Origin of the sequence: Streptomyces sp. NBC_01525, assembly GCF_045040405.1 — a bacterium.
In the GTDB taxonomy this organism is placed as follows: domain Bacteria; phylum Actinomycetota; class Actinomycetes; order Streptomycetales; family Streptomycetaceae; genus Streptomyces; species Streptomyces benahoarensis.
This window is the reverse complement of the sequence record NZ_CP109397.1, coordinates 4822947-4843334: the sequence shown is the minus strand read 5'-3', so window position 1 is coordinate 4843334 and position 20388 is coordinate 4822947. Positions and strand designations below refer to the sequence as shown.

Here is a 20388-nt window from a genome sequence, read left to right as displayed (position 1 = left end):
CGTCAATGCCTTCCGTCTAAGGGGATCGTCGGTGCGTTTCGTTTACTTGTAAACGAAGCCCATGACGATGCCGATGAGGGCGAGCGCCTCACAGAAGGCGAAACCCATGATCTGGTTGGTGCGGATCAGGCCCGCGGCCTCGGGCTGACGGGCCAGGGCCTGGGTGCCGTTACCGAAGATGATGCCGACGCCGACGCCGGGGCCGATGGCGGCCAGGCCGTAACCGATCGCGCTGGCGCTGCCGGTGAACGCGTCTGCGGAGGCGAGGGTCTGGAGAGCGGACATGCCGGTTCTTCCTTCTCTTTCAAGGACCGGTGGGGGTTGGCCACCGGACGTCTGTTGGTATGGGGAGGCGGGGTGCTCAGTGGTGCTCGGCGAGCGCGCCCTGCACGTAGTTGCAGGCCAGGAGGACGAAGACGTACGCCTGGACGGCCTGGATGAACAGCTCGAAAGCGGTCATCACGATGGTCATCACGAACGAGGCGCCCGCGTAGACGAAGCCGAAGCCGTTCGCCAGGTAGAAGCTGGCGATGGTGAACATCACGATGAGCATGTGGCCCGCGAACATGTTCGCGAAGAGTCGCACCGCGTGGGTGAAGGGCCGGATGAGCACGTTCGAGAAGAGCTCGATGATCATCAGGAGCGGCAGGACCGCGCCCAGCGACTTGTCGTAGCCGGTGATGTTCTTCAGGCCGCCGACGAAGCCGTGCTTCTTGAAGGTGAGGAACATCCACAGGACCCAGACCATCAGGGCCAGACCCGCGGGGAAGGCGATGACCGAGGTCACCGGGAACTGGGCGACCGGAATGATCGACCAGAGGTTCATGATCCACACGAAGAAGAACAGGGAGACCATGAAGGGGACGTACTTCTCGCCCTCCTTCTTGCCGAGCGCGTCGTACACGAGCCCGCGGCGCACGAAGTCGTAACCCGCCTCAGCAACCATCTGGAGCTTGCCCGGCACGACCTTGGCGCGACCGAAGGCGGCCCAGAAGAACCACACCACGACGACCGTGCTCAGCAGAGCCAGCAGCATCGGCTTGTTGAAATTGAAGCCGCCGATGGTGAAGAGCGGTTCGAAGACGAACGAATGAAGGCCCGGGGCCTCGAAGCCACACCCCGGGATAAAAAGGTGGCACTCCGTGTCGAAGGCGAGCATCGTTTCAGCACTCACCGCGGGCTCCTTCAGCGTGGCGCATGGGTACGGCAACCTCGTTGTGTCGGCGCGGCATTGAGCCACGGAGCGGCACTGGACTGGTCTTGCGGAATAGGGGGCGGCGTCTCGGCGCTGGGCCGGGTCGGATCGCAGGCATCGGCCACGAGGCCCACCGGCTCCAGCTCGTGGAACTCGGGTGCTCAGCCGCCTGCGCCGACTGTGCCGCAGTTGGCACCGGACGATAGCAGGCCCGTGATCGGGCTTTTATTCCGGCCCTACGTGTCACGTCGGCGACCCCGCCGTCTCCGCCTTCTTCGCCTCTGCGGAGTCAGGGTCCACGTAGAGAATCTTCGCCTTCATGTGACCGCGGGTCTGTGCAGCGATCCACACGAGGGTGGCGCCGAGCAACGTGAAGGCAAATGCCTTCGTATCAAAGAGCGTTGTGTCCTTGAAAGTCAGCAGGAAGACCGCGACCAGCAGGATCTGCACGGAGTAGAGCAGAAGGCCCATCATCTGGAAGAGCTGCGGGTAATTCTTCGCGGTCTGCTGCAGGACGACGAGTCCCGCTCCCATGACGAGAACCACCAACAGGGTGCCGATCACGGCACCGACGGCCCCCGCGCCACCGACGAGCGCGGCGCTGACCGCGACGGCGACGACGCCGGCGGCAAGCGTGGGCACGAGGGCATGGACGAGAAGTCGGGCGTCATTCGACTGCATGGCGGCGCTCCGGCAAGGGGTGGGGGTGTGTTCGTCAGGGACGAGCGTAGACCCGGGCGGCGGAAGAACCTGCTGAGCCCAAAGGCCCCGCACTGTAGGGACCTTCGGCTCTGTCGCCGAGTCTCGTGAACGGTATCACAAACTATTTGATGAGGTCTTTACCTCTATCGTGTGCCGCCCGTCACACGTGAGCGTGACCCCGCGCGTTGGTGCAGCGACAGGCGGCACTTTGTCTGCTATAGGGCCAAGTCACCCGATTTAGCGATGCAGTTGACGGACATCAGCGGCGTCACACACGAGTTTCAGCGGTGACTGTCCGCCCGGCGACGCTCCACGAAGCGTGACCGCTCGCCGATCGCGGTGGCGCCGTGCAGCCCCGCGGCGACCGCCTCCCGCGCCTCGTCCCGCTCCCCCCGCACGCCCTCGGCCGACTCCCCCGCGGCGGCTTCGCCGGTCTCCGGGCGAACGACCCTGCGGTAGCGCGGCGGCACGATGCGCTGCGCCCACATCGGCGCCCGCGGCGTGAACCGCGGCAGCAGGAGCAGCACCAGCCCGACCGCGCTCAGCAGCACGATGCCCAGGACGATCCACATGCTCGCGTTGTTGACCGAGTACGCGACCGCGCCGAACGCGATCAGCGCCGACCAGAAGTACATGATCAGGACAGCGCGGCTGTGGGAATGACCGATTTCCAGCAGCCGGTGGTGGAGGTGTCCGCGGTCCGCGGCGAACGGCGACTGGCCGTTCCAGGTGCGCCGGACGATCGCCAGGATCAGGTCGGCGACCGGCACCGCGATGACGGTCAGCGGCAGCAGCAGCGGGATGTAGACCGGCACCATCGAGTGCGTCGCCTCGCGGATACCGCCGGTCTTCAGGCTGAGCAGGTCCGGGTCGACCTGACCGGTCACCGACACCGCTCCGGCCGCCATCACCAGGCCGATCAGCATCGACCCGGAGTCGCCCATGAAGATCCGCGCCGGGTGCAGGTTGTGCGGCAGGAAGCCCAGGCACATGCCCATCAGCACCACCGAGAACAGCGTCGCGGGGGCTGCCGCCTCGATGCCGTAGCCGAACCACATGCGGTACGCGTACATGAAGAACGCCGCGGCGGCGATGCACACCATGCCGGAGGCGAGACCGTCGAGACCGTCGACGAAGTTCACCGCGTTGATGGTGATGACGACCAGTGCGACGGTCAGCAGCGTGCCCTGCGTCGGCGACGGCAGATACGTGCCGACGCCCGGGATCGGGATGTACAGGATCGTCAGACCCTGGAGGACCATCACGCCCGCGGCGACCATCTGGCCGCCGAGCTTGACCAGCGCGTCCACGCCCCACTTGTCGTCCAGCACGCCCAGCAGCCAGATCAGCGCGGCGCCGGAGAGCAGGGCACGCGGTTCGTTGGAGTCCGCGAAGACGCTCTTGAGATTGGTCAGATGGGAGGCCACCAGGAGGCCCGCGCACAACCCGCCGAACATCGCGATGCCGCCGAGCCGGGGAGTCGGCTCGCGGTGCACATCACGGGCCCGGATCTCCGGCATCGCCCCGGCCGCGATGGCGAACTTGCGCACCGGGCCGGTCAGCAGATAAGTCACCGCGGCCGTGACGCACAGCGTCAGCAGGTATTCACGCACGGGCTGCCCCACAGATATAGCTGGCCATCACAGCCCCACACCCTATGCGGGTCCACGACCACGCCGTACACACAGGTGGCGGGCTGCCGGGTGACGGACGTCCGTCACCGTCCCCGCGGAGTGTGACGGAAGGGGGCCGTACGCGGTTCCCGATCAGTTCCGGCCGGGATACGGCGGAAAACCGCCGACGAGCGCTGCGGTGCGCGGGCGGACCGCGGCGTCCCCGCGCAGCGCCGCCCCGATCAGCTCCGCGATCCGCGCCATCTCCGCCCCGCCCATCCCCTGCGTCGTCACCGCCGCGCTGCCCAGGCGGATGCCGGTACGCCGGGCCGTGCCGTCCGGGCAGGCCAGCGCGCAGGTGTCGAGGACGATCCCGGCGGCGGCCAGCCGCCCCCGCGCCGTCCCGGCGTCGAGGCCCAGCGGCGCGGTGTCGGCGACGATCAGATGGGTGTCGGTGCCGCCGGTCGCGAGCGTCAGGCCCTGGTCGGCGAGGGCGGCGGCGAGCGCGCGGGCGTTGGCGACGGTCCGCCGGGCGTAGCCGCGGAACGCGTCGGTGGCCGCCTCGCGGAACGCGACGGCCTTGGCGGCGACGGAGTTCATCTGCGCGCCGCCCTGACTGAACGGGAACACCGCCCGGTCGATGCGCTCGGCGAGCCGCGCACCGCACAGGATCATCCCGCCACGCGGCCCGCGCAGCACCTTGTGCGTGGTGGCACAGACGACATCCGCGTACGGCACCGGGCTGGGCGCCGCTCCCCCGGCGATCAGCCCGGCGGGATGGGCGACGTCGGCGATGAGGTAGGCGCCGGTCTCGTCGGCGATGTCGCGGAAGGCGGCGTAGTCGATATGGCGCGGGTAGGCGATCGAGCCGCAGACCAGGGCCTTGGGGTGGCGCTCGCGGGCCAGGGCGCGGACCTCATCGAGGTCGAGGAGGCCGGTGGCCGCGTCGACGCCGTATCCGGCGAAGTCGAACCAGCGGCCGGAGAAGTTGGCGGGCGAGCCGTGGGTGAGGTGTCCGCCGTGCGGCAGGGACAGGGCCAGAACGGTGTCTCCGGGGCGCAGCAGGGCGGCGTAGGCGGCCAGGACGGCGGAGGACCCGGAGTGGGGCTGGACGTTGGCGTGTTCGGCGCCGAAAAGGGCCCTGGCGCGTTCCACGGCGATCCGCTCGGCGAGGTCGACGATCTCGCAGCCACCGTGGTGGCGGGCGCCCGGATAGCCCTCCGCGTACTTGTTGGTGAGCGGGGAGCCGAGGGCGGCGAGGACCGCGGGCGAGGTGAAGTTCTCCGCGGCGATCAGCTGAAGCGTCTCGCTCTGCCGGGCGCTCTCGCCGACCAGCACCCCGGCGATCTCCGGGTCGGCGGCGGCCAGCGCCGCGAAATCCGCCGGGAACGCCCCGGCGTCGGCAGCCGTTCCGGGGCCCGGCGAGGTGCCCGGGCGCGTGTCGGCCGGTGACGTGCTGCGGGGTGACGCGGTGGTGGCGGACATGGCGCGCTCCGGGCCTCGTGCGGGGACTCACGTCCAATGTAGGCGCGGTGCAGCGATCGGGCGCGGCGGCGGGGCCCGGGCGTACGAGCCTCGCCACGGGGGCGGGAGACGGCCGGGAGAGGCGGCTACGAGGGCGGGCCAGGGCCACGGATGGGCCGGCGTACGGCGAGCCAGGAGCGCGAGCGCCGGCACCCACCAGGTGCCCGCCCGCACGCACCCCCTACGCCCGCGCCGGAACCCCCGTGAGGGCGGTGACCACCGGATCCAGGGCCTGGTTGATCTCGTCGCCGATGGAGCGGAAGAAGGTGATGGGGGCGCCATACGGGTCGTAGACCTCGTCGGACTCCGGGTCGGGCGCCAGCAGCCAGCCGCGCAGCGCGGCGGCGGCGCCGACCAGGGTGCGGGCCCGCTCGACCAGGCCGCAGTCGGGCAGCTCCGGGTCGGGCTCCGGCAGAGTGGCCGGGTCTATCGCCCGCACCAGCCGGTTGAACTCCTTCAGCGTGAAGGTGCGCAGGCCCGCGGAGTGGCCCATCGAGATGACCTGGGCGCGGTGGTCGCGGGTGGCGGTCAGGACCAGGTCGGCGCGGATGACGTGCTCATCGAGCAGTTCGCGGCCCAGGAACCCGGCCGGGTCGGCGCCGTAGTCGGCGAGGACCGTCGCGGCGTGCGTCTCCATGGGCGCGCCCTCATGGCCCCAGGTACCGGCGCTCTCCACCACCAGGCCGCCGCTGCCCGCACCGCCCAGCCGCAGGTCGAGCGCGTGGCGGTGCAGCCGCTCGGTGATCGGCGAGCGGCAGACGTTGCCGGTGCTGACGTGCAGGATCCGGAAGCGGGCGGGCGCGACCGGCGCCGCGGTGCGGGCCTGGACGGCGGCGGCGTAGCCGGACGGCGGCACCGACGGGAAGGCGGTCTCGCCGGGCCCCGTTATGCCGCGCCCCAGGGGCGCCATCAATTGGCCACCTCGAGCTCGGGCACGACCTTCCGCAGCTCCTCGGCGCTGAGGGCGCCCTCGCGCAGCAGCACCGGGATGCGGCCGGTGACATCGACGATCGAGGACGGCACGGCGGCGGGCGTGGGGCCGCCGTCGAGGTAGACGGAGACGGAGTCGCCCAGCATCTCCTGGGCGGCGTCGCAGTCCTGCGGGGAGGGGTGTCCCGTGAGGTTGGCGCTGGAGACCGCCATCGGGCCGAACTCGGTGAGGAGTTCGATGGCGACGGGGTGCAGCGGCATGCGTACCGCGACGGTGCCGCGGGTCTCGCCGAGGTCCCAGGTCAGCGACGGCTGGTGGGTGGCGACGAGCGTCAGACCGCCGGGCCAGAACGCGTCGACCAGCTCCCACGCCTGCTCGGAGAAGTCGGTGACCAGGCCGTGCAGGGTGTTGGGCGAGCCGATGAGGACCGGCGAGGGCATACCGCGGCCGCGGCCCTTGGCCGCCAGCAGATCGCCGACGGCGTCGGCGCTGAACGCGTCGGCCCCGATGCCGTAGACGGTATCGGTCGGCAGAACGACCAGCTCGCCGCGGCGGACGGCCGACGCGGCCTCACGCAGACCGGTCGCGCGGTCGGTCGCGTCGCTGCAGTCGTATCGCCGTGCCATTTAACGGTCCTCCTCGTGCGGAACGGATACATCGGGCGTCGGGGCGGCCGTCATGGCGTCACCCGGCGCGCGGTGGCGAAACGGGGCCGGTTGTTCAGGTCCGGGTGATCGGCCGCGTCGGCCCAGCCCCGTTCCTCGGCGAAGATCCACGGCACCTGGCCGCCCTGGGTGTCGGCGTGCTCGATGACGACGAGCCCGCCGGGCCGCAGCAGCCGGTGCGCGGTCCGCTCGATGCCCCGGATGGTGTCCAGGCCGTCCTCACCGGAGAACAACGCCAGCTCGGGGTCGTGGTCGCGGGCCTCGGGGGCGACGTACTCCCACTCGGTGAGCGGGATGTACGGCGGATTGGAGACGACCAGGTCGACCTGGCCGTCCAGCTCGGGCAGCGCGGTCAGCGCGTCGCCGTGGTGGAGGTTGACCCGCGAGCCCTCGACGTTGCGCCGGGCGTACGTCAGGGCCTGCTCGGACAGCTCCACGGCGTGCACCGTGGAGCGCGGCACCTCCTGCGCGAGGGCGAGGGCGATGGCGCCGGAGCCGGTGCACAGGTCGACGATGAGCGGTTCGACGACGTCCATGGCGCGTACCGCGTCTATGGCCCAGCCGACGACCGACTCGGTCTCCGGGCGGGGCACGAACACGCCGGGACCGACGTGGAGTTCGAGGTAGCGGAAGAACGCGCGGCCGGTGATGTGCTGGAGCGGTTCGCGGGCCTCGCGGCGGGCGATCGCCTCCCAGTACCGGGCGTCGAAGTCGGCGTCGGCCACCGTGTGCAGCTGGCTGCGCTTGACGCCGTGCACATGCGCGGCCAGCTCCTCGGCGTCGAAGCGCGGTGAGGGCACCCCGGCGTCGGCCAGCCGCTGGGCGGCCTGGGCCACCTCGGCGAGCAGCAGGTTCACGGGTTCCTCCAGCCGGTCGTGCGGGCGTGCGGGTGGTGCGGGTCTTACTGGGCGGCGGCGAGCTTGGCCGCCGAGTCGGCGTCCACGCACGCCTGGATGACCGGGTCCAGCTCGCCGTCGAGCACCTGGTCCAGGTTGTACGCCTTGAAGCCGACGCGGTGGTCGGAGATGCGGTTCTCCGGGAAGTTGTACGTCCGGATGCGCTCGGAGCGGTCGACGGTGCGGACCTGGCTGCGGCGGGCGTCGGACGCCTCGCGCTCGGCCTCCTCCTGGGCGGCGGCCAGCAGCCGCGAGCGCAGGATGCGCATCGCCTGCTCCTTGTTCTGGAGCTGGCTCTTCTCGTTCTGGCAGGAGACGACGATGCCGGTCGGCAGGTGGGTGATGCGCACCGCGGAGTCGGTGGTGTTGACGGACTGGCCACCGGGACCGGAGGAGCGGTAGACATCGATCCGCAGGTCGTTGGGGCCGATCTCGACCTCGACCTCCTCGGCCTCGGGCGTGACGAGCACACCGGCGGCGGAGGTGTGGATGCGGCCCTGCGACTCGGTGGCGGGGACGCGCTGGACGCGGTGCACGCCGCCCTCGTACTTCAGGCGGGCCCAGACGCCCTGGCCCGGCTCGGTGGCCCCGCCGCCGCCCTTGGTCTTCACGGCCACCTGGACGTCCTTGTAGCCGCCGAGGTCGGACTCGTTGGCCTCCAGGATCTCGGTCTTCCAGCCGGCCCGCTCCGCGTAGCGCAGGTACATCCGCAGCAGGTCACCGGCGAACAGCGCGGACTCCTCGCCGCCCTCACCGGCCTTGACCTCCAGGATGACGTCCTTGTCGTCGCTCGGGTCGCGGGGGACGAGCAGCAGCCGCAGCTTCTCGGTCAGCTCGTCGCGCTTGGCGTCGAGCTCCTTGACCTCGTCGGCGAAGTCCGGGTCGTCCGCGGCGAATTCGCGCGCGGTCTCCCTGTCCTCGCCGGTCTGCTTCCAGGAACGGTAGGTGGTGACGATCGGGGTGAGTTCGGCGTAGCGCTTGTTGAGCCGCATGGCCTCGCGCTGGTCGGCGTGGACCGCGGGGTCGGCCAGCTTCTTCTCCAGACCGGCGTGCTCGCCGATCAGTTCCTCGACCGCCTCGAACATCGTGGGGTTCCTTAGCTGACTGGTGTTTCCGGGTGCCGGTCACCTGGTGCGGCACAACAGCCGCGGCGTGCCGGACCCCCGGCCGGGTCCGTGGCCTGGACGACAAAGCGCCGGTCCGGTCGCCCCTCGGAGGGGCGACCGGCAACCGGCGCCTTGCGGGTCGCTACTTGTTGGCCGAACCGGCGGCCTTGCCGAAGCGGGCCTCGAAGCGGGCCACACGGCCACCGGTGTCCATGATCTTCTGCTTGCCCGTGTAGAACGGGTGGCACTCGGAGCAGACGTCGGCACGGATGCCACCGCCCTCGACGGTGCTACGGGTGGTGAAGGACGCGCCACAGGTGCAGCTGACCTGCGTCTCGACGTACTCCGGGTGGATGTCGCGCTTCAAGGGGATCTCCTAGGTTCGGGAGTGCTCCGGGTCGTGCCGCGGGTTTGCGTCACGTGAACCGGGGCCGACGGTCCAGTCTGCCAGGACTTGTCGCATCTCCCAAAACCGGGGTGGACCGCCGGGTATTCCCCGCCCCGGGAGCGGGGAAACCCCGGCGGCCGGACGGTTACGCGCCGTCCCCGGGCCTCCACATCGCGTGGCTGCCCGAAGGGGCCGCGGCTACTTCACGTACGAGCCGGTACCGCCCTTGTCGCCCGCGGAGTCCTTGAGCGCGGTCTTCGGGATGGCGCGGTCCTGCCGCAGCGCGTCCCAGACCTGCGCGGTCTGCCGGGGCAGCGGGACGACGCGCGCCGGGTCGAGCTTGTCGTACTCCACGGGCAGCGTGACCATGTGGATGTTCTGCGAGTCGAGGGAGCCGAGGGACTTGGCGAGGCCGGTGAGCGCGCCGACCGAGTTGAGGTCGGTGTCGGTGGTGACGGCCCTGGTGGCGGTGTCGGCGATGTCGTAGAGCTTGGCCGGGCTGGTGAGCACGCCGACGTTCTTGACCTGCTGCATCAGCGCCTTGACGAAGGTCTGCTGGAGCTGGATGCGCCCCAGGTCGCTGCCGTCGCCGCCGGGGACGCCGTGCCGGGTGCGGACGAGCCCGAGGGACTGCTCACCGGTGAGGACGTGATGCCCGGCGGGCAGGTGGAGATGGCTGGAGTTGTCGTCGATCGGCTTGCTGGTGGTGAGTTCGACGCCGCCGAGCGCGTCGATGAGCTTCTTGAAGCCGGTGAAGTCGACCTCGACGAAGTGGTCCATCCGGATGCCGCTGAGTGATTCGACGGTCTTGACGGCGCACGCGGGGCCGCCGACCTCGTAGGCGGTGTTGAACATCGCCCGCCGCGCGCCGGCCACCTCCTTGCCGTCCTTCACGCAGGCGGGACGGGTGATGAGGGTGTCGCGCGGGATGCTGACGACGCTCGCCTTCTTGTGGCCCTTGTAGACGTGCAGCACCATCGCGGTGTCGGAGCGCGCGCCGCCCTCGTCGGTGCCGTACGCGGCGTTGCTGCCGGACCGGGAGTCGGAGCCGAGGACGAGGATGTCGAGGGAGCCGTTGTCGACGTTGTCGGGCCGGTCCTTGCCGAGGGCGGCGTTGATGTCGATGCCCTTGAGGTTGCCGTTGAGCTGGTAGTAGACGTAGCCGAGTCCGGCGCCGGTGAGCAGCAGGCAGCTGACCGCGGCGCAGAGCGTGAGGGTCAGGGCGCGGCGGCGTCGGCTGCGCGCCTTGCGACGGCGCCCCGTGGCGCGTATGCGGCTGCGGCGGCTCGCCGTCGCCCTCTGCGTCCCGTTGCTGTCGGCCATGTGCTCCTCGGTCCGTATGCGCTGCCCCCCGCCCGCCCCGTGCGGGCACGGCGCGTCATGTCGTGGGAGACGGGGAGCCGGACGGAAGGGTTGCACAGCGACCTGTACGCACCGGGCGGACACGGGCGGACGCACGCGCACCGCCGTCCGGCCCGTACGTCCGTCCCGACCTGGACCGATGGCCGGTTTCCGGCCACCGCCAAGCGGTCGGTTCCGGGCATCTCCTGTGCGAAAGGTCTCAGCGGGACACCTCCGGACGGAGGTATACGGACCGGTCGTCGGCGGTTCACCCCTCGTGCCGGGCCCGGACAGCGCGAAGCCCCCGCACGCGAAAGTGCGGGGGCTTCGTGGCGGCGTTGCGCGGCCGGGCGTCAGTCGTTGCCGTTGCCCATGCCCGGCGTCGTCTTCTGGATCTGGAGCAGGAACTCCGCGTTGGACTTCGTCTGCTTCATCTTGTCCAGCAGCAGCTCGATCGCCTGCTGCTGGTCCAGGGCGTGCAGCACCCGACGCAGCTTCCAGACGACGGCCAGCTCGTCGGCGCCCATCAGGATCTCCTCCTTACGGGTGGACGACGCGTCGACGTCCACCGCCGGGAAGATCCGCTTGTCGGAGAGCTTGCGGTCGAGCTTGAGCTCCAGGTTGCCGGTGCCCTTGAACTCCTCGAAGATCACCTCGTCCATCCGCGAACCGGTCTCGACCAGCGCGGTGGCCAGGATGGTCAGCGAACCGCCGTCCTCGATGTTGCGCGCGGCGCCGAAGAACCGCTTCGGCGGGTAGAGCGCGGTCGAGTCGACACCACCGGACAGGATGCGGCCGGAGGCGGGCGCCGCGAGGTTGTACGCGCGGCCCAGACGGGTGATGGAGTCCAGCAGGACGACCACGTCGTGACCCAGCTCGACGAGACGCTTGGCGCGCTCGATGGCCAGCTCGGCGACGGTGGTGTGGTCCTCGGCGGGACGGTCGAAGGTCGAGGAGATGACCTCGCCCTTGACCGACCGCTGCATGTCGGTGACCTCTTCGGGCCGCTCGTCGACGAGGACGACCATCAGGTGGCACTCGGGGTTGTTGCGGGTGATCGAGTTGGCGATCGCCTGCATGATCATGGTCTTACCGGTCTTCGGCGGGGCCACGATCAGACCACGCTGGCCCTTGCCGATCGGCGTCACCAGATCGATGATCCGGGTCGTCAGACCGCTCGACTCACCCTCCAGGCGCAGCCGCTCCTGCGGGTAAAGGGGCGTCAGCTTCCCGAACTCCGGGCGCTGGCGGCCCTGTTCGGGCGCCACGCTGTTGACGGTGTCGAGGCGGACCAGCGCGTTGAACTTCTCGCGGCGCTCGCCGTCCTTGGGCTGGCGGACCGCACCGGTGACGTGGTCACCCTTGCGCAGACCGTTCTTACGGACCTGGGCGAGCGAGACGTACACGTCGTTCGGGCCCGGCAGGTAGCCGGAGGTCCGGATGAACGCGTAGTTGTCGAGGATGTCGAGGATGCCCGCGACGGGGATCAGGACGTCGTCCTCGGAGACCTGCGGCTCGTTGCCGAATTCCTCGCGCCCGCCGCGACGGCCCCGGCGGTCGCGGTAACGGCCACGGCGGCCACGGCGGCCGCCCTCGAAGTCGTCGCCGTCGTCGTGGCGGTTGTCCCGCTGACGGTCCTGACGGTCCTGACGGTCGCGGCGGTCGCCCTGGCTGCCGACGTCGCCACCGTCGTTCTTGTTGCGGCGGCCCTGCTGGCGGTCGCGGCGGTCGCCCTTCTGACCGCGGTCCTGACGGTCGCCGCGGTCCTGGCGGTCGCCGGCCTTGTGCTGCTGATCGGACTGCTCGCCCTTGGCGGGCCGCTCGTCGACGGCGGTGTCGGCCTTGCCCTTCGGCTCGGCCTTGATGTCGGCCGCGCCCTCGGGGCTGCCGGCGGCCGCGGTGGCCCGGCGGCGGCGGCGCTCGCCGGCCGGCTGCTCGTCGCTGGCCGGCTGACCGGGAATGTCGATCTGCTGACCGGCCTGCTTCTCGGCGGTCTTGTCGGCCTTGGCCGGCTTGTCGGCGGCCTTGACGGCGTCGCCGTCACCCGTACGGGCCTTGGAGGTGGTACGGCGCTTGGGCTTGGTGTCGGTCTCGGCGGGCGCGTCGGCCTTGGCGGAGCCGGAGGAGCCCGCGGCCTGCCTCTCCTTGATGACCTCGATCAGCTGGCTCTTGCGCATCCGCGCGGTGCCCTTGATGCCGAGGCCGGAGGCGACCTGCTGCAGCTCTGCCAGGACCATGCCGTCGAGGCCGGTACCGGAACGGCGGCGCCGCGTGGTGCCGGCAGCACCGGTGGCAGGCGCGGCGGGAGCGTCCGTGGCGGGCGCGGTGGCACTGCCATCGGTGCGCACGCCCATCAGATCGGTGGTGTCGCTCACGAAGGGTCCTTCCCTGGAGCGGGCGTCGGCCTGTCTGGCTCGGCGACCGGTTGTGCTGTCCGGCTGGTGGTCCCGCGGTGTTGCGAACCGGGCCGGGGCGGTGGTCCCGCCGGATACGGCGGAAAGATCAGTTCATTGGTCCGGCGCGAAGGGATGCTGTGTGACCCATGTCCGTCACGCCGATTCCGGAGCGTGCTCACTCCTGCTCGGGCTATTGCTTCGAGCAGTTTGGGAGGCTCCCGGAAGAAAGGTGGTCCCGATAGGGACACGAAGCATCGCGCCACTCAGGCGTCGAGTACTGACTTGAGGTTAACACTACCGGATCCAACAAACATTCCCCCTTCCCAAGACCGGCAATCGTCGATCACCCGCGTCGGTCACCCGGCGAGCGGCAGGACGCATGTGCCCGCCGCGTCGAGGGCCAGCCGGTTGGCCGCCCAGCCCTCTCCCGCCAGTGCGGCGACCTTGTCGGCCGAGGCGTCCTCGGCCAGTGCGAGCACCGTCGGGCCCGCACCGGAGATGACCGCGGGGACACCGTCCGCACGCAGTCGGTTCACCAGCGCCACACTCTCCGGCATCGCGGGGGCGCGGTATTCCTGGTGAAGTCGGTCCTCGGTCGCGGCCAGCAGCAGCTCGGGGCGCCTGGTCAGCGCCTCGACGAGCAGTGCGGCGCGACCGGCGTTGGCCGCGGCGTCCACATGCGGGACGGTGCGCGGAAGCAGTCCGCGGGCGGTCTCGGTGAGCACCGGTTTCCCGGGGACGAAGACGACGGGGACGATCGACGCGGCCGGCTCCATCCGGATCGCGCGGGCCGCCCCGGTGTCCATCCAGGCCAGGGTGAAGCCGCCGAGCAGACAGGCGGCGACGTTGTCGGGGTGGCCCTCGATCTCGGTGGCCAGCTCCAGGAGCGCGGCGTCGTCGAGTCTCTGCTCACCACCGATGGTGACGGCACGCGCGGCGACGATTCCGGCACAGATGGCGGCCGACGACGAGCCGAGGCCCCGGCCGTGCGGAATGCGGTTGGCACAGACGATTTCCAGCCCGCGCGGCTGCCCGCCGAGCAGGTCGAAGGCGGTGCGCAGGGAGCGTACGAGCAGATGACTCTCGTCGCGCGGGAGGGTTTCGCTGCCCTCACCTGCGATGTCTACGTGCAGACCGGAGTCGGCGACCCGCACCACGACATCGTCGTACAGCCCCAGCGACAGGCCGAGGGCGTCGAAGCCGGGGCCAAGATTGGCGCTGGTGGCGGGGGTGCGCACCCGGACGGCGGCGGCACGGAACGCGGGACCGGCCATCGCTCGATGACTCTCCTTGATTGATGCTGCGGTATGCCCCGCGCCACCGCGGCGCCGAGGCGCCCGGTCGGCCGCCGGGGACTGTTCTGACCTGCCCTGCACACCACTACGTCATGCCGTGCGGAGGGGAGTTGACTGCCAGCCTATCGAAGGAAGGTTCTGTGGCGACACAGGGCGCACGGGAGGCGCACGGTGCGTGTCGCAGACCGAGCCGTGCCTCACTTCTGACTTTGCAGCCTTTGCACTCTTTGCTGCACGGCGGGTCACCTGCCCCGGGAGCTGGTGACCCGCCGTACGCCCGGCGTGTGCGGTTTCCGGGTTACGCGAGACCGAGACGCTGGGCGGCGGCGTCCGCGTCGATCGGGACGGTGACGGGCTGCGGCGCACCGGCCACCGCCCAGTCGGGGTCCTTGAGGCCGTTGCCGGTCACCGTGCAGACGATGCGCTGACCGGGGTCGACCTTGCCCTCGTCGGCGGCCTTGAGTAGACCGGCGACCGAGGCGGCCGACGCGGGCTCCACAAAGACGCCCTCCTGCGCGGCCAACAGCCGGTAGGCGGCCAGAATCTGACGGTCGGTCACCTCATCGATGAAGCCGCCCGACTCGTCCCGCGCCTGCTCCGCGAACGACCACGACGCAGGGTTGCCGATGCGAATGGCGGTGGCGATGGTGTGCGGGTCCTTGACGACCTCGCCGCGCACGATCGGGGCGCTGCCGGACGCCTGGAAGCCCCACATCCGCGGGGTGTGCGAGGCGATGCCGTCGGCGGCGTATTCGCGGTAGCCCTTCCAGTATGCCGTGATGTTCCCGGCGTTGCCGACGGGCAGGACGTGGATGTCGGGCGCGTCGTCGAGCATGTCGACGATCTCGAACGCCGCGGTCTTCTGGCCCTCGATACGCACAGGGTTCACGGAATTCACAAGTGCGACCGGATACTTGTCCGAAAGTCCACGGGCGAGCGTCAGACAGTCGTCGAAATTTCCGTCGATCTGGAGAATCTTCGCGCCGTGCACCAGCGCCTGGCCCATCTTGCCGAGGGCGATCTTGCCCTGCGGGACGAGCACCGCGCAGACCATCCCGGCGCGCACCGCGTACGCGGCGGCGGAGGCGGAGGTGTTGCCGGTGGAGGCGCAGATCACCGCCTTGGCGCCCTCCTCCTTGGCGCGGGTGATGGCCATCGTCATCCCGCGGTCCTTGAAGGACCCGGTGGGGTTGGCACCCTCGACCTTGAGGTGCACCTCGCAGCCGGTGCGCTCGGACAGCACCTGCGCGGGGACGAGCGGCGTGCCGCCCTCCCGCAGGGTGACCGCCTCGGTCGTGTCGCTGACCGGCAGCCGGTCACGGTATTCCTCGATGATTCCGCGCCACTGACGGTTCGCGGCGGACGCGGTGGAATTGGCAGACATGGGTTCCTTTACTCCCCTTCGACCCGCATGATGCTGGCGACACCGCGGACGGTGTCCAGCTCACGCAGAGCCTCGACGGTCGACGACAGGGCGGCGTCGGCCGCCCGGTGGGTGACGACGACGAGGGATGCCTCGCCGTCTCCGTCGGGCCGCCCTTGCTGACGGACGGTGTCGATCGACACCCCGTGCTCGGCGAAGACCGTGGCGACCTGCGCGAGCACGCCGGACTTGTCGGCCACGTCGAGACTGATGTGGTAGCGCGTGACGACCTCGCCCATCGGGCTGACGGGCAGCCGCGTGTACGCGGACTCCCCCGGCCCGGTGGTGTCGGCGACCTTGTTGCGGCAGACCGCGACGAGGTCGCCGAGCACCGCGGACGCGGTCGGCGAACCGCCGGCGCCCGGCCCGTAGAACATCAGCTGACCTGCGGCGTCGGACTCCACGAACACCGCGTTGTACGCCTCGCGGACGGAGGCCAGCGGATGGCTGAGGGGGATCATCGCGGGGTGCACCCGGGCGGTGACGGACGCGCCGTCCGCGGCACGCTCGCAGATGGCGAGCAGCTTGACGGTGCACCCCATCCGCTTGGCGGAGGCGATGTCGGACGCGGTGACCTCGGTCAGGCCCTCGCGGTGCACGTCATCGATGGTCACGCGGGTGTGGAAGGCGATCCCGGCAAGGATCGCGGCCTTCGCGGCGGCGTCGAAGCCCTCGACGTCGGCGGTCGGGTCGGCCTCGGCGTACCCGAGGGCGGTGGCCTCGTCCAGCGCCTCGCTGTATCCGGCGCCGCTGGTGTCCATCTTGTCGAGGATGAAGTTGGTGGTGCCGTTGACGATGCCGAGGACGCGGTTGACCTTGTCACCGGCGAGCGATTCGCGCAGCGGGCGGACCAGCGGGATCGCGCCGGCGACCGCGGCCTCGTAGTAGAGGTCCGCGCCGTGCCGCTCCGCCGCGGCGTGCAGCGCGGCGCCGTCGGCGGCGACCAGCGCCTTGTTGGCGGAGACGACGCTGGCGCCGTGCGCGAAGGCGGTGGTGATCAGCTCACGGGCCGGTTCGATGCCGCCGATGACCTCGATGACGACATCGACGTCCTCGCGTTTGACCAGCTCCATCGCGTCGGTGGTGATCAGCTCGGCCGGGATGCCCTCGCGCACCCGGTCGGGGCGGCGGACGGCGATCCCGGCCAGCTCCACGGGGGCACCGATGCGGGCCGCGAGGTCGTCGGCGTGCGTCGTCATGATGCGCGCCACCTCTGAGCCGACCACACCACAGCCCAGGAGCGCCACCTTCAGCGGACGCGTACGCATCATTCGACCTCTGCTTTTCATCGATACTGCCGTTTTTCTTCTTGGTGATTTCTCAGTCTCACGCACCGGACGGCACTTTCCGCACCTCGTCCGGATACCGAGACATTTATGTCGTCCGCGCCGGACACGCGAACAAGTTCGTCATCCGACATCCAACCGCAGGAGATCCTCCTCCGTCTCCCGGCGGACGATGACCCGTCCGGCGCCCCCGGCGACGGCCACCACCGGCGGCCGCAGCGCGTGGTTGTAGTTGCTGGCCATCGAGCGGCAGTACGCGCCGGTGGCGGGCACCGCCAGCAGGTCACCGGGGGCCACGTCGGACGGCAGGAAGGCGTCCCGGACGATGATGTCGCCGCTCTCGCAGTGCTTGCCGACGACGCGGGAGAGCATCGGCTCGGCGTCCGAGGTGCGTGAGACCAGCGCGACGGTGTACTCCGCGTCGTACAGCGCGGTGCGGATGTTGTCGGACATCCCGCCGTCGACGGAGACGTACGTCCGCAGCCCCTCCAGCTCCTTGACGGTGCCGACCTCGTACAGCGTGAAGGCGGTGGGGCCGACGATGGCGCGGCCCGGCTCGACGGAGAGCCGCGGCACGCGCAGCCCGGCCGCCTCGCACTCCTTGGTGACGATCTCGCCGAGCGCCTTCGCGATCTCGTGCGGCTCGCGCGGATCGTCGTCCGACGTGTACGCGATGCCGAGGCCGCCGCCGAGGTCGATCTCCGGCAGCTCCACGCCGTGCTCGTCACGGACCTCGGTCAGCAGCTGGACGACGCGCCGGGCGGAGACCTCGAACCCGGCCATGTCGAAGATCTGCGAGCCGATGTGGCTGTGGATGCCGGTCAGCTCCAGGCTGTCGAGGGTGAGCGCCCGCCGCACGGCCTCGGCGGCCTGCCCGCCGGCCAGCGCGATGCCGAACTTCTGGTCCTCGTGCGCGGTCGCGATGAACTCGTGGGTGTGCGCCTCGACACCGACGGTGACGCGGATCTGCACCCGCTGCTGCTTGCCGAGCCGCTGCGCGATGTGCGCGACCCGCACGATCTCCTGGAACGAGTCGAGCACGATCCGCCCGACGCCGGCCTCGACTGCGCGGGTGATCTCCTCGGTGCTCTTGTTGTTGCCGTGCAGCGCGATCCGCTCGGCGGGCATCCCCGCGTCCAGCGCGGTCGCCAGCTCACCGCCGGAGCAGACGTCGAGGTTGAGCCCTTCCTCGGTCAGCCATCGCACCACCGCGCGGGACAGGAACGCCTTGCCCGCGTAGTACACGTCGGCGCCCGTCCCGAACGCCTCCCGCCAGGCCCGGCAGCGCGCCCGGAAGTCGTCCTCGTCGAGGAAGTACGCGGGGGTGCCGAACTCCTCGGCGAGCGTCTTCACGTCGAGTCCACCGACGGTCACCAGGCCGTCGGCGTCGCGCCGGACGGTACGCGACCAGACCCGCGGGTCAAGGGAGTTGAGGTCGGCGGGCGGCCCGGCGTAGTGCCCCTCGGGCAGCACATCGGCGTGACGGGGCCCGGCAGGGTGGGCGGAACGGCTCATGGTGGTGGAGATCCCCTCGGATGTCGTTCAAAGTCGTACGGGTGCGGAGACGCCGAGCAGGCGGAGGCCGTTGGCGAGCACCGTCCCGCTGGCCTCGGCGAGGGCCACCCGGGCGCGGTGCACGGCCAAGGGTTTCTCCTCACCGACGGGCAGCACCCGGCACCCGTCCTGCCAGCGCAGATACGCATCGGCCACCGCTTCCAGATGCCGCAGCACGCGGTCCGGCGCCCGGTACCGCGCCGCGGCGGCGACGGCGTCCGGGAAATCGGCGAGGAGGAGGTGGAGGGCGTGGGTGTCCGGGTCGGGGCCGGTCTCGATGTGGCTCTCGGGGCCGGTGTCGCCCGGCGCTCCCGTGAAACCCAGCTCGCGGGCGTTGCGCACCGCAGCCTGGGCGCGGGCGTACGCGTACTGCACCCGGAAGCGCGGGTTCTCCTCCCGCTGCGTGGGCCGCTCGGGCGGCCGCACCGGGTCGTGCGCGGCCGGTCGCAGCAGCGCCCACCGCGCCTCGTCCTCGCCGAGCCGGGCGACGAGCCGGGCCAGCTCGGCCCGCGCACCGTCGGACGACGCGGCTCCGGCGTCCGGCGCGACGTCGCCCGGCCGCGTCCCGCGGTCGGCCACGGCCGCGTCGATCCGCGCCAGGGCCTCGGCCACGGCGAGCCCCCGCGCGCCCCCGGACGGCGGCGCGGTCGCGGCTCCGGGGCGGCCCGGGCGGGCGCCGCCGGTGCCGTACCGCGGTCCCTGCGCGAGGACGGTGCGGACCAGCTCGGCCGGTGCGCCGTCCCCCAGGGTGAAGTTCAGAAATCCGGGCCCGGCGACCTCGACCCGCGCGATGCCCGCGCATCCGGCCAGCCGCTTGCGCAGCACCTCGGCGACCTCACGGGCGGGCAGCCCCGCACCCGCGGCGAGCTGCAGCGCGACGTTGGACGCGTAGTCCCCGGAGTGCGGCGCGGGCCGCACCACGACCCGCTCCGGCACCACCACGGAAAGCTCCCGCTCCGCCACGGCACCACGCACGGAGCGCAGGACGGTACGGGACAACTCGGCGGGGGTCACAGGACAAGCGTAGGGGAGAAGGGGGGCACCCATGCGACCAGGTTTCGCCTGGTGGACAGCGGGGGCCGGCCGGGGGCCCTGTCGGGTCGCCCGGGACGGTGCGCAGGGGCAGGGTGGGGACGGTGGCTGGGGTCGGGTGGGGGCGGCGCCCGGGCCGCTCAGGGCGACGTCGGGGTCACCTCAAGACCTCGGCGGTCCGCTCAGGACGACGCCCGGCGGTCGCCGAGATCGCCCCGCCAGCCGTGGTACCGCTCGCGGCCGCCGTACGGCGCGAGGTGATCCTGCCGGTCCAGATGGTCGCCGCAGTCGAGATGCGCGACGTGCTCGGTGAGGCCCGGCTGCTGTCGTACCAGCGCCATCCCGGCGGCCCGCTCCGCCGCCAGCCGGTCCGCCACCGCGGTGTCGCCGTCGGCTGTCGGCCGCCGCCCCTTGCGGGCCAGCCGCGCCACCGTCTGCACCATCTCCACCGGCTCGAACGGCTTGCTCAGAAACGCGTCGACGCCCACGGCTTCACCACTGTCCGTCTCCCCCTGGGTGCAGGCGCTGATGATCGCGATGGGGATGTCCCACGTCCGCGGATCGGCCCGCAGCCGCGCCGCCGTGTGCAGACCGTTGAGCCGCGGCATCACGACGTCAAGGGTCACCACATCGGGTCTCACGTGGTGCACGACATCCAGACACTCGGCACCATCAGCCGCGGTCACGACCTCGAAGCCCTCCAGCTCAAGGTTGACCCTGATCAACTGCCGGATCCCCTTGCTGTCATCCACAACAAGGATCCGACCGCACAAGCCAGGCACACGACGAGACTAGGGGCCCGCCTGCGGCGGCGTACCGCTTTTCCGCACTTCGCCCCCGCGCGGGGGACGTTTCCCCGACCGCCCCTCCTGCGCCTCTGACATGCGCTAAGGCACGGAGTCGGGGGTTGGGCCGGGCCTCCGCGGGGCGCGTGTGGGTGGCGGTGGCCGTCGGCCGGGGCGGCGCTCCCGGACCCGCGGAACGATCTCCACGTCCCTCCCCGGAATCACGTGCCGGAACACCCCATCGGAGCTGGTAGTG

Annotated in this window: 18 protein-coding genes; all 18 read right to left on the bottom strand. The window is 71.0% G+C overall.

Going from position 1 to position 20388, the window contains the following annotated elements; genetic code table 11:
* Positions 1–42 precede the first annotated feature (42 nt).
* A complete protein-coding gene (atpE, locus tag OG422_RS21805; RefSeq protein ID WP_143940224.1) occupies positions 43–285 on the bottom strand; it encodes an ATP synthase F0 subunit C in 243 nt (80 codons plus the stop codon).
* A gap of 76 nt (positions 286–361) precedes the next feature.
* Entirely contained in the window at positions 362–1159 is a 798-nt protein-coding gene (gene atpB, locus OG422_RS21800) for a F0F1 ATP synthase subunit A (protein ID WP_143940242.1), read from the bottom strand.
* A gap of 279 nt (positions 1160–1438) precedes the next feature.
* Entirely contained in the window at positions 1439–1876 is a 438-nt protein-coding gene (locus tag OG422_RS21795) for a hypothetical protein (RefSeq protein ID WP_143940223.1), read from the bottom strand.
* Between the two features lie 302 nt (positions 1877–2178).
* A complete protein-coding gene (locus OG422_RS21790) occupies positions 2179–3522 on the bottom strand; it encodes an MraY family glycosyltransferase (RefSeq protein ID WP_143940222.1) in 1344 nt (447 codons plus the stop codon).
* Between the two features lie 141 nt (positions 3523–3663).
* Positions 3664–4995, bottom strand: coding sequence for a serine hydroxymethyltransferase (gene glyA / locus OG422_RS21785; RefSeq protein WP_143940221.1), 1332 nt, complete (start codon positions 4993–4995; stop codon positions 3664–3666).
* A 220-nt stretch (positions 4996–5215) separates the two neighbouring features.
* Positions 5216–5947: a protein-tyrosine-phosphatase gene (locus OG422_RS21780; RefSeq protein ID WP_405744578.1), complete on the bottom strand. Its 732-nt coding sequence runs from the start codon at positions 5945–5947 to the stop codon at positions 5216–5218.
* The gene (locus OG422_RS21775) at positions 5944–6591 is read right to left on the bottom strand and encodes an L-threonylcarbamoyladenylate synthase (protein ID WP_143940220.1); all 648 of its coding nucleotides are present in this window, start codon (positions 6589–6591) and stop codon (positions 5944–5946) included. Before OG422_RS21775 ends, OG422_RS21780 begins: the two co-directional genes overlap by 4 nt.
* A 50-nt stretch (positions 6592–6641) precedes the next feature.
* Entirely contained in the window at positions 6642–7487 is an 846-nt protein-coding gene (gene prmC / locus OG422_RS21770; protein WP_143940219.1) for a peptide chain release factor N(5)-glutamine methyltransferase, read from the bottom strand.
* 44 nt (positions 7488–7531) lie between these two features.
* Positions 7532–8611 carry a peptide chain release factor 1 gene (prfA, locus tag OG422_RS21765; RefSeq protein ID WP_143940218.1) on the bottom strand — a complete coding sequence of 360 codons (1080 nt, stop codon included), beginning with the start codon at positions 8609–8611 and terminating at the stop codon, positions 7532–7534.
* Between the two features lie 163 nt (positions 8612–8774).
* Complete coding sequence (gene rpmE, locus OG422_RS21760) at positions 8775–8999, bottom strand: 50S ribosomal protein L31 (RefSeq protein ID WP_143940217.1); 225 nt, start codon at positions 8997–8999, stop codon at positions 8775–8777.
* 219 nt (positions 9000–9218) lie between these two features.
* Positions 9219–10343 carry an LCP family protein gene (locus OG422_RS21755; RefSeq protein ID WP_143940216.1) on the bottom strand — a complete coding sequence of 375 codons (1125 nt, stop codon included), beginning with the start codon at positions 10341–10343 and terminating at the stop codon, positions 9219–9221.
* A gap of 371 nt (positions 10344–10714) precedes the next feature.
* Complete coding sequence (rho, locus tag OG422_RS21750; protein WP_405744571.1) at positions 10715–12736, bottom strand: transcription termination factor Rho; 2022 nt, start codon at positions 12734–12736, stop codon at positions 10715–10717.
* Positions 12737–13113: 377 nt separating this feature from the next.
* Positions 13114–14031, bottom strand: coding sequence for a homoserine kinase (gene thrB / locus OG422_RS21745; RefSeq protein WP_143940214.1), 918 nt, complete (start codon positions 14029–14031; stop codon positions 13114–13116).
* A gap of 319 nt (positions 14032–14350) precedes the next feature.
* On the bottom strand, positions 14351–15436 hold the full coding sequence (gene thrC, locus OG422_RS21740; protein WP_405744568.1) for a threonine synthase: 1086 nt from the start codon (positions 15434–15436) through the stop codon (positions 14351–14353).
* 8 nt (positions 15437–15444) lie between these two features.
* Positions 15445–16746, bottom strand: a complete 1302-nt coding sequence (locus OG422_RS21735; protein ID WP_143940212.1) for a homoserine dehydrogenase — start codon at positions 16744–16746, stop codon at positions 15445–15447.
* Positions 16747–16884: 138 nt separating this feature from the next.
* Positions 16885–18276 (bottom strand): diaminopimelate decarboxylase, encoded by a 1392-nt coding sequence (gene lysA / locus OG422_RS21730; protein ID WP_143940211.1) that lies wholly within the window; start codon positions 18274–18276, stop codon positions 16885–16887.
* Between the two features lie 27 nt (positions 18277–18303).
* A complete protein-coding gene (nrtL, locus tag OG422_RS21725) occupies positions 18304–19329 on the bottom strand; it encodes an ArgS-related anticodon-binding protein NrtL (RefSeq protein WP_405744563.1) in 1026 nt (341 codons plus the stop codon).
* Between the two features lie 200 nt (positions 19330–19529).
* Complete coding sequence (locus OG422_RS21720) at positions 19530–20099, bottom strand: PleD family two-component system response regulator (RefSeq protein ID WP_405744560.1); 570 nt, start codon at positions 20097–20099, stop codon at positions 19530–19532.
* Between the last annotated feature and the right edge of the window lie 289 nt (positions 20100–20388).

Coding starts and splice junctions, on each gene's coding strand:
- OG422_RS21795 (WP_143940223.1), bottom strand. CDS start 1,876: ATGCAGTCGAATGACGCCCGACTTCTCGTCCATGCCCTCGTGCCCACG.
- OG422_RS21755 (WP_143940216.1), bottom strand. CDS start 10,343: ATGGCCGACAGCAACGGGACGCAGAGGGCGACGGCGAGCCGCCGCAGC.
- glyA (WP_143940221.1), bottom strand. CDS start 4,995: ATGTCCGCCACCACCGCGTCACCCCGCAGCACGTCACCGGCCGACACG.
- atpE (WP_143940224.1), bottom strand. CDS start 285: ATGTCCGCTCTCCAGACCCTCGCCTCCGCAGACGCGTTCACCGGCAGC.
- thrB (WP_143940214.1), bottom strand. CDS start 14,031: ATGGCCGGTCCCGCGTTCCGTGCCGCCGCCGTCCGGGTGCGCACCCCC.
- thrC (WP_405744568.1), bottom strand. CDS start 15,436: ATGTCTGCCAATTCCACCGCGTCCGCCGCGAACCGTCAGTGGCGCGGA.
- prfA (WP_143940218.1), bottom strand. CDS start 8,611: ATGTTCGAGGCGGTCGAGGAACTGATCGGCGAGCACGCCGGTCTGGAG.
- OG422_RS21735 (WP_143940212.1), bottom strand. CDS start 16,746: ATGATGCGTACGCGTCCGCTGAAGGTGGCGCTCCTGGGCTGTGGTGTG.
- OG422_RS21775 (WP_143940220.1), bottom strand. CDS start 6,591: ATGGCACGGCGATACGACTGCAGCGACGCGACCGACCGCGCGACCGGT.
- atpB (WP_143940242.1), bottom strand. CDS start 1,159: ATGCTCGCCTTCGACACGGAGTGCCACCTTTTTATCCCGGGGTGTGGC.
- lysA (WP_143940211.1), bottom strand. CDS start 18,276: ATGAGCCGTTCCGCCCACCCTGCCGGGCCCCGTCACGCCGATGTGCTG.